Source organism: Paenibacillus silvae, assembly GCF_014639235.1.
GTDB classification, from domain to species: Bacteria; Bacillota; Bacilli; order Paenibacillales; family Paenibacillaceae; genus Paenibacillus; species Paenibacillus silvae.
The window spans coordinates 55,528-63,911 of the sequence record NZ_BMFU01000020.1 but is presented as its reverse complement, the minus strand read 5'-3'; the positions used below and the strand labels follow the sequence as shown (position 1 = coordinate 63,911).

Annotated in this window: 6 protein-coding genes and 1 rRNA gene; all 7 read left to right on the top strand. The window is 47.8% G+C overall.

Annotated features, from left to right (window positions below):
• Positions 1 to 80 (top strand): 5S ribosomal RNA (rrf, locus tag IEW26_RS30885); the annotation flags it as partial.
• Positions 81 to 283: 203 nt separating this feature from the next.
• Entirely contained in the window at positions 284 to 1,468 is a 1,185-nt protein-coding gene (locus IEW26_RS28730) for a GNAT family N-acetyltransferase (RefSeq protein WP_188594840.1), read from the top strand.
• Positions 1,469 to 1,941: 473 nt separating this feature from the next.
• The gene (locus IEW26_RS28725) at positions 1,942 to 2,403 is read left to right on the top strand and encodes a CtsR family transcriptional regulator (protein WP_110899255.1); all 462 of its coding nucleotides are present in this window, start codon (positions 1,942 to 1,944) and stop codon (positions 2,401 to 2,403) included.
• 30 nt (positions 2,404 to 2,433) lie between these two features.
• Positions 2,434 to 2,952 (top strand): protein-arginine kinase activator protein McsA, encoded by a 519-nt coding sequence (mcsA, locus tag IEW26_RS28720; RefSeq protein ID WP_110899256.1) that lies wholly within the window; start codon positions 2,434 to 2,436, stop codon positions 2,950 to 2,952.
• A 28-nt stretch (positions 2,953 to 2,980) separates the two neighbouring features.
• Positions 2,981 to 4,051, top strand: a complete 1,071-nt coding sequence (mcsB, locus tag IEW26_RS28715; RefSeq protein ID WP_188594839.1) for a protein-arginine kinase McsB — start codon at positions 2,981 to 2,983, stop codon at positions 4,049 to 4,051.
• 187 nt (positions 4,052 to 4,238) lie between these two features.
• On the top strand, positions 4,239 to 6,701 hold the full coding sequence (locus IEW26_RS28710) for an ATP-dependent Clp protease ATP-binding subunit (RefSeq protein ID WP_145406598.1): 2,463 nt from the start codon (positions 4,239 to 4,241) through the stop codon (positions 6,699 to 6,701).
• Positions 6,702 to 7,015: 314 nt separating this feature from the next.
• Positions 7,016 to 8,383, top strand: a complete 1,368-nt coding sequence (gene radA / locus IEW26_RS28705; protein WP_111271006.1) for a DNA repair protein RadA — start codon at positions 7,016 to 7,018, stop codon at positions 8,381 to 8,383.
• Position 8,384 lies beyond the last annotated feature (1 nt).

The following is an 8,384-nucleotide window of genomic DNA, read 5'->3' as shown; positions in this document are numbered from 1 at the left end:
TCCCGAACACGACCGTTAAGCCCTCTAGCGCCGATGGTACTTGGACCGCAGGGTCCTGGGAGAGTAGGACGCCGCCAAGCAACTCATAAACACACTTGATGAATGTCAGGTGTGTTTTTTGTTCTTATTTTGGATTTAAGAAATTCGATAAACAGGAGGTGAAGCATTTGCATCTCCAGTTTGACTTTAGTGGTAACCTCTGACACACTCAAATATAAGGAACAGTTGAGTACAGCCTTTTACGCAAAGAGACTTACACTACGAGAATGGGGTGCAGATTGATATGGAACTTCGCAAATTAACAGCAGACGACTATGAAGCGTGTATGGCGCTTTCCGAGTACGCTTTTCAATTTACACTGTCAGAGGAGCAGCTGGAGAAACGGCGCCAGGAGTTTGCAAGGCATAATGTACTGGGTGTCTACGCCGACGGTCAGGTTGGAGCCAAGCTTCAAATTATTCCTTTTCAGACGTATATTCAGGGAAGGGCCTTTGAAATGGGCGGGATCGCAGGTGTAGCCACATGGCCGGAGTACAGACGTAAAGGCTGGGTTGCCGGGCTTCTGCGTTACGCACTGGAAGAGATGAATCGGAATAAACAGAGCGTATCCTTCCTGCATCCGTTCTCATTTGGTTTTTATCGGAAGTATGGGTGGGAAACCTATGTTGAATTCAAGAAATACAAATTGACGACTTCTATGCTGCCAACCAAAAAACAGACACCGGGAACGATCAAGCGGGGAAATCCTGAGCTTCCAGTATTAAAGCAGATATATGATGAGTATGCTGCACGTTATAATGGGACGTTGAATCGAGATGACGCGTGGTGGAGCAATTCGGTTTATGTCAAAAAGGGCAGCCAGCGAGCTGTATACTATGATGAGTCCAAGGTACCTAAAGGTTATGTGCTCTATGAGGTCAAGGAGGGTAAGTTCACCATCGGTGAAATGGTTCATTTGAACGAGGAGGCAAGGCAAGGCTTATGGACGTTCATTGCCAATCATGATTCCATGATTGATGAAGTCACCTTGCAAGCGCCTGCAAGTGACTTGCTTGCATTTCAACTGGATAACCCGCGGATTCAACAAGAGGTCGTACCGTACTTTATGGCACGAATTGTGAGTGTGGAGCAGTTCATCTCGCAGTACCCTTTTGCAAGCCAGGACTCGCCTGTACAGATTTTACTTGAGGTGGAAGATGCATACGCTCCGTGGAATGAAGGGGTGTGGGAGTTGAACGTGGCGCTGAACGGAACAGCTTCCATATGGAAAAAGGCGGAAACAGAGCGTCACGCTCAGAACGATCAGCAGATTCGCCTTACGATTCAAACACTTACAGCCATATTGATGGGGTATCGCAGACCGGTAGAGATGGCCCGGATCGGCAGACTGGAAGGCCCGGCTAACGCAATTGAAGCACTGGAGAAGGCTGTACCGAAACGTGAAACATATTTGCTTGATTTTTTCTAAGCCGTCAGCACGGATTTCTTTCTTTGATTCGAGCCGATAAGGAGTGTAATGAAGAGACAATTAGACTTCTCCTGATATTTGGGAGAGGTTTTTTTGTGTCCTGCGAATATTTCGTGTAAAATCGTAAAAAATGAATAGTGCCCCCACTTGGCAAACCAGCAAAATATGCTATAATGTATATAAAGTCAAAGAAAGTCAAAGTCAACTGAAGGCCAAAAAGCCCTTGTTTTATTTACAATCGGGTGTTTGACTTTTCTGCTCTCTGATGAGAAGTGTTTTAGAACTTGTACATTTTCATTAGAAGATCAAGAGATATTTAAAGGACCTTCGTGCTTCCTTTGTTCTCCTGTTTAACACTGGACACAGCAAGATTCGCTGTTTCCCTGAGTGGTTAAATGGGTGGAGAAGGTGTACTCTGTGGGGGCGTGTGGGTCCTTATTGACTTAACGTTTCAGACAGTGGAGGATGATTGGATGCGTAATATCTCTGATATTATCGAACGATATCTGAAGGGTATTTTGCATGAAAGTCCCGAAGGAATGATTGAAATTCAGCGTAATGATCTGGCGGATCAGTTCTCATGTGTGCCTTCCCAGATCAATTATGTCATCAGTACCCGTTTCACTCTGGAAAAAGGTTATCTTGTCGAGAGTAAACGCGGCGGTGGTGGATATGTTCGCATACAGCGCATTGAATTGCCGGCTCAATCGGCACTGCACAACCATCTGCATCATAGTATTGGTGAAGAAATTGGACAGACTGCTGCTGAAGGGCTGATCTATCAACTGGAGGAAGCGCGTTTTCTAAGCAAGCGGGAAGCCGGATTGATGCGTGCGGCTGTGTCGAGAGAAGTTCTAATGGTCAAACTTCCTTACCGGGATCAAATTCGTGCCAGAATGTTGAAGGCAATGCTAATATCTTTGCTCGGTAAATGAAACTATCGGGATCAAAGGAGGTACATCTACATGCTGTGCCAAGAATGTAATAAACGTCCGGCTACACTGCATTTTACTAAGATTGTAAATGGAGAAAAGACGGAATTTCATATCTGTGAATCATGTGCCCGTGAGAAGGGGGAGATGATTCCTGGAACTGCAGGCGGATTTTCCATTCACAACCTGCTGTCCGGATTGCTCGATTTTGATCCAGCAGGCAAAGGTTCAGGTGCAGCTCCTGCCAAGGCGCTGCAGTGTGAAGAATGTGGCATGACTTATGCCCAATTTAGCAAGATCGGCCGCTTTGGCTGCAGCTCTTGTTACAAATATTTTGACAGCCGTCTGGACCCGTTGTTCAAACGAGTGCATGGCAGCACGTCTCATGTAGGCAAAGTTCCTGCTCGGGCAGGTGGCCGTATTAAGGTTAAACGGCAGATCGCCGATCTGAAGCAGCATTTGCAGCAAAGCATTGCGCAAGAAGAGTTCGAAGAGGCGGCTCAGATTCGTGACCAGATCAGAGAACTTGAAAAAGAAATAACTCAGGAGTAAAGTTTGTCATGAGTAGGAGGGAAGGGTAATGCCTAATCTGCGTTTTACGGAGAAGGCGCTCAGTGACTGGATGCGCAGCGATGCTGTAGACTCGGAAATTGTGATCAGCAGTCGTGTCCGGATTGCACGTAACCTTCAGCATATCCCGTTTCCGATGCTGGCTTCCAATGAGCAATCAGAAGAGGTGCTGAATAAGCTGAGCGAAGTACTTCAATACGATGACGTACACGCTTTTGGTGATTTTACTACACTCGATCTGACGGATATTGGAGAACTCGACAAGCGGGTGCTGGTGGAGAAACATCTGATTAGTCCGAGTCTCGCAAATGAGTCAAGGCACGGAGCCGTTATCCTCAGTGAGGATGAATCGGTCAGCATTATGATTAACGAAGAGGATCATCTGCGTATCCAGTGTCTCTATCCGGGGTTCCAGGTGAAAGAGGCCTGGGAGAAAGCCTCCGCAATAGATGATGCATTTGAAGCGCACGTGGATTATGCCTTTGATGATCACAGAGGATATCTAACCAGTTGTCCGACAAATGTCGGCACAGGGGTGAGAGCATCTGTAATGGTGCATCTCCCGGCGCTTGTCATGACCCAGCAGATCGGACGTATTCTTAGTGCAGTATCCCAAGTCGGGTTAACTGTACGGGGAATCTACGGTGAAGGCAGTGAAGCAATGGGCAACCTGTTCCAGATTTCCAATCAGATTACGCTGGGACAGACGGAGCAAGAAGTCATCGACAACCTGCATAGTGTTGTTTTGCAGATTATCGGACATGAGCGCACAGCCAGAGAAAGGCTGCTTACGGATTCCAGACTACGGATTACGGATCGTGTAATGCGTTCGTACGGTATTCTTTCTCATGCGGCAATTGTGGACACGAAGGAAGCGGCACAGCGACTATCGGATGTGCGGCTTGGCGTAGATCTTGGATTGCTCGATGGAATATCCATCCCGGTGATGAATGAGCTGAATGTGATGACACAGCCCGGATTTTTGCAAAAAACGTTCGGGGATATGCGTACAGATGAGCGTGACATCTACCGGGCTCAGTTAATTCGTGATACGATCAAAGCAACCAAAGGCTCTGGCTAAACTATCCTTGAACTGTAGTACTGGTTTCATGCCGCATATGCGGCTTTATATAACAGGTGTCCCGCTTCTGGGATGACCAATGATTTTATTCGCAGCATGGCTGCAACAAAAATGATATGAATACGAAGGGTTATTCAATTCAATGTAATCCCTTCGTTTTATCCAAAACCATGGAGGTGCAGGAGATATGATGTTTGGAAGATTTACGGAACGGGCCCAGAAGGTGCTCGCACTCGCGCAGGAAGAAGCTGTCCGTCTCGGTCATAATAACATCGGTACAGAGCATATTTTGCTCGGCCTCATTCGTGAAGGTGAAGGCATTGCTGCCAAAGCACTGATCGGCCTGGGACTCGGATTGGAGAAAATTCAGGATGAAGTAGAAACGCTGATTGGCCGCGGCCAGGAGCAGCCTACAAACATTGCATATACGCCAAGAGCGAAAAAAGTTATTGAGCTGTCTATGGATGAGGCACGTAAACTGGGTCACACTTACGTGGGCACAGAGCATATCCTGCTCGGTCTCATTCGTGAGGGTGAAGGGGTCGCTGCACGTGTACTCAACAACCTCGGAATCAGCTTGAATAAAGCACGTCAGCAAGTGCTGCAATTGCTGGGCAGCAGCGAAGCTGTCTCCAGTCACAATGGCACACCTGCCAATGTAAGTACACCAACACTGGACAGTCTCGCTCGCGATTTGACGGCTTATGCCAGAGAGAATAACCTTGATCCGGTTATTGGCCGCAGTAAGGAAATTGAGCGTGTTATTCAAGTCTTGAGCCGTCGTACCAAAAACAATCCGGTGCTGATCGGTGAGCCTGGTGTAGGTAAAACAGCAATTGCTGAAGGACTCGCACAAAAAATTATCGCTAACGAGATTCCGGAAACCTTGCGTGACAAACGTGTTATGACACTGGATATGGGCTCGGTTGTAGCCGGAACCAAATATCGTGGTGAATTCGAGGATCGTTTGAAAAAAATCATGGATGAAATTCGTCAGGCGGGTAACATTGTGCTGTTCATCGACGAGCTGCATACCCTGATTGGTGCAGGTGGAGCTGAAGGGGCAATCGATGCATCGAACATCTTGAAGCCGGCTCTCGCTCGCGGTGAATTGCAATGCATCGGTGCAACAACGCTGGATGAGTACCGCAAATACATCGAGAAGGATGCTGCGCTGGAGCGTCGTTTCCAACCGATTACGGTAGATCAGCCTTCACCAGAAGAAGCTATTCAAATTTTGCATGGCCTGCGTGACCGTTACGAAGCGCATCACCGCGTAAAAATTACGGACGAAGCTATCGTTCAGGCGGTAAAATTGTCTGACCGTTATATTACAGACCGCTTCCTGCCGGATAAAGCAATCGACTTGATTGATGAGGCCGGTTCGAAAGTAAGGCTGAACTCGTATACAATTCCGCCAAACCTGAAGCAACTGGAGAGCCGTCTTGAAGATATCCGCAAGGAGAAAGATGCTGCGGTACAGAGCCAGGAGTTTGAGAAAGCTGCGGCACTCCGTGATACGGAACAAAAGATTCGTGAAGAACTGGATACAACGAAAAATCAGTGGAAAGAAAAACAAGGCCGTACCGATTCCGAGGTAACACCAGAGGATATCGCTCAAGTGGTAGCCAACTGGACAGGAATTCCGGTGAACAAGCTGAAAGAAGAAGAAACACAACGCTTGATGAACCTTGAGCAAATTCTGCATGAGCGGGTTATCGGTCAGGATGAGGCAGTTAAATCCGTCAGCCGCGCCGTTCGCCGGGCACGTGCCGGACTTAAAGATCCAAAACGTCCGATGGGTTCATTTATCTTCCTTGGTCCTACAGGGGTAGGTAAAACCGAGCTTGCTCGTGCTCTCGCTGAAGCGATGTTTGGTGATGAGAATGCTGTAATCCGGATTGATATGTCCGAGTACGGAGAGAAGCACTCCACAGCACGTCTCGTCGGAGCGCCTCCAGGATATGTGGGCTATGAAGAAGGCGGTCAGCTGACCGAGAAAGTTCGCCGTAAACCTTACTCCGTTGTACTGTTGGATGAAGTGGAGAAGGCACATCCTGAAGTGTTCAACATCCTGCTGCAAGTGCTGGAAGATGGTCGCTTGACTGACTCCAAAGGTCGCGTTGTTGACTTCCGCAATACGCTGATCATCCTGACATCCAACGTAGGTGCCGAGGCGATCAAACGTAACTCTACCCTCGGCTTTACAGCTGTTGTAGATGCGGGTGCGGATTACGATAACATGAAAGGCAAAGTGATGGATGAGCTGAAGAAAAGCTTCCGTCCGGAGTTCCTGAACCGGATTGATGAAATCATCGTATTCCATTCACTGGAAGAGAAACACATTGCCGAGATTGTTACACTTATGAGTGAAGACCTGCGTAAACGACTGCATGAATATGACGTGGACTTTGAGCTTACAGATAATGCAAAAGCATTTCTGGCCAAAGCAGGCTTCGATCCAGCGTATGGTGCACGTCCGCTTCGCAGGGCGATCCAGAAGCATATCGAAGACAGATTGTCTGAGGAACTGCTTACTGGCAATGTGACCAAAGGTGATTCACTGCTCATTGATGAAGAGAACGGTGCACTGTCTGTTACGAAAAAGGCTGCTTCTGTTCCATCTAGTGAGGAAATCGAGACTAAATAATAATTCAATTCAACTCGGTAAAGAGGAAATTGAAATTCAATAAATATGAGTTCTGCACAGCTGAATAACATCAGCTGTGCAGACTAGTTTGATCCTCCCCGGCTCTGGCTGGGGAGTTTTTTTTGGTTTAAGCTTAATATGTGATCGGGATGTAACAATAAGGACTACAATGATGTGTAAAGTTTGCGATAATCCTTTACGAAAAATCTCAAACAATGGTAAACTTTTAGTAACCCTAAATGTCAGGGTGAGATAGAAATAACCGTCGAATAATGCAAAATGCTGTAATAAAATAAATTTTTAGGAGTGCTGAAGTGGCCAAAGTAAAAACCAAGTTTCAATGTACAGAATGCGGCTATGAAGCCCCCAAATGGTACGGAAAATGTCCTGGCTGCCAGTCCTGGAATTCAATGATAGAAGAGACTGAAACGGTGGTCAAAACACAAGGGAGAAATTCTCCTCTGTTTGACAGTAAAGATAAACCGCTTCCTATCATAGATATAGATAGCGGTCAGGAGCCGCGTGTACAAACGGGAATCGGAGAGCTTAACCGTGTATTGGGTGGCGGTATTGTGCCAGGTTCGCTTGTGCTGGTGGGAGGCGATCCGGGAATCGGAAAATCGACATTGATGTTACAGACGTCTCACGCACTGACTCATTCCGGTCTGCGTGTGCTGTATGTGTCCGGAGAGGAATCCGTGAAGCAGACAAAATTGCGGGCCGACCGTCTGGGTGCGCTCTCGCCGGAGCTGTATGTGCTGTGTGAAACGAATATGGAACGGATCGAGGAAGCGGTGGATCAGATCCAGCCGCATTTTCTTGTCATTGATTCCATTCAGACAGTATATTTGCCCGAAGTTACCAGTGCACCCGGAAGTGTAGCCCAGGTAAGGGAATGTACGTCCAGATTTATGCGGATTGCAAAAGGCCGAGGCATTGCAACAGTGCTTGTAGGGCATGTTACCAAAGAAGGTGCCATCGCCGGCCCCCGCATGCTGGAGCATATGGTGGACTGTGTGCTTTATTTTGAAGGAGAGCGGCATCATACATATCGCCTCCTTCGTGCAGTCAAGAATCGTTTCGGTTCCACCAACGAGATTGGCATATTTGAAATGGGGGAGGACGGCCTTCGTGAAGTCGGTAATCCCTCCGAATTGTTTTTATCGGAACGTCCGCTCGGGGTAGCGGGTTCTACCGTTGTAGCCAGTATGGAAGGCACAAGACCGATGCTGGTGGAGCTGCAGGCATTGATTTCAACCACGCACTTTCCTTCTCCACGCCGTATGGCAACAGGCATCGATCATCACAGGCTCAATCTGATTATCGCTGTACTGGAGAAACGTATGGGCATGTTCCTGCAAACACAGGATGCATACCTGAACGTAGCTGGAGGGGTAAGGCTGGATGAGCCGGCTGTCGATCTTGCAGTGGCTATCAGCATTGCCTCCAGCCTTAGAGATGTGCCAACCAAGCCGGATGATGTTATCTTTGGCGAGATTGGCCTGACAGGTGAGGTTCGTGCCGTATCCAGGGCAGAACAGCGTGTGAAAGAAGCCGCCAAGCTGGGCTTCAAACGAGTTATTTTACCAGAAAAAAGCTTAAAGGGCTGGAAACATCCTCGCGGGATACAACTGATCGGTGTGAATACCGTGGCAGATGCACTAGCGGTTGCTTTAGATTAGG

Excerpts from the sequence above, each read along its gene's own strand:
- mcsA (WP_110899256.1), top strand. The coding sequence starts at position 2,434 with ATGCTGTGCCAAGAATGTAATAAACGTCCGGCTACACTGCATTTTACT.
- IEW26_RS28725 (WP_110899255.1), top strand. The coding sequence starts at position 1,942 with ATGCGTAATATCTCTGATATTATCGAACGATATCTGAAGGGTATTTTG.
- IEW26_RS28730 (WP_188594840.1), top strand. The coding sequence starts at position 284 with ATGGAACTTCGCAAATTAACAGCAGACGACTATGAAGCGTGTATGGCG.
- IEW26_RS28710 (WP_145406598.1), top strand. The coding sequence starts at position 4,239 with ATGATGTTTGGAAGATTTACGGAACGGGCCCAGAAGGTGCTCGCACTC.
- mcsB (WP_188594839.1), top strand. The coding sequence starts at position 2,981 with ATGCCTAATCTGCGTTTTACGGAGAAGGCGCTCAGTGACTGGATGCGC.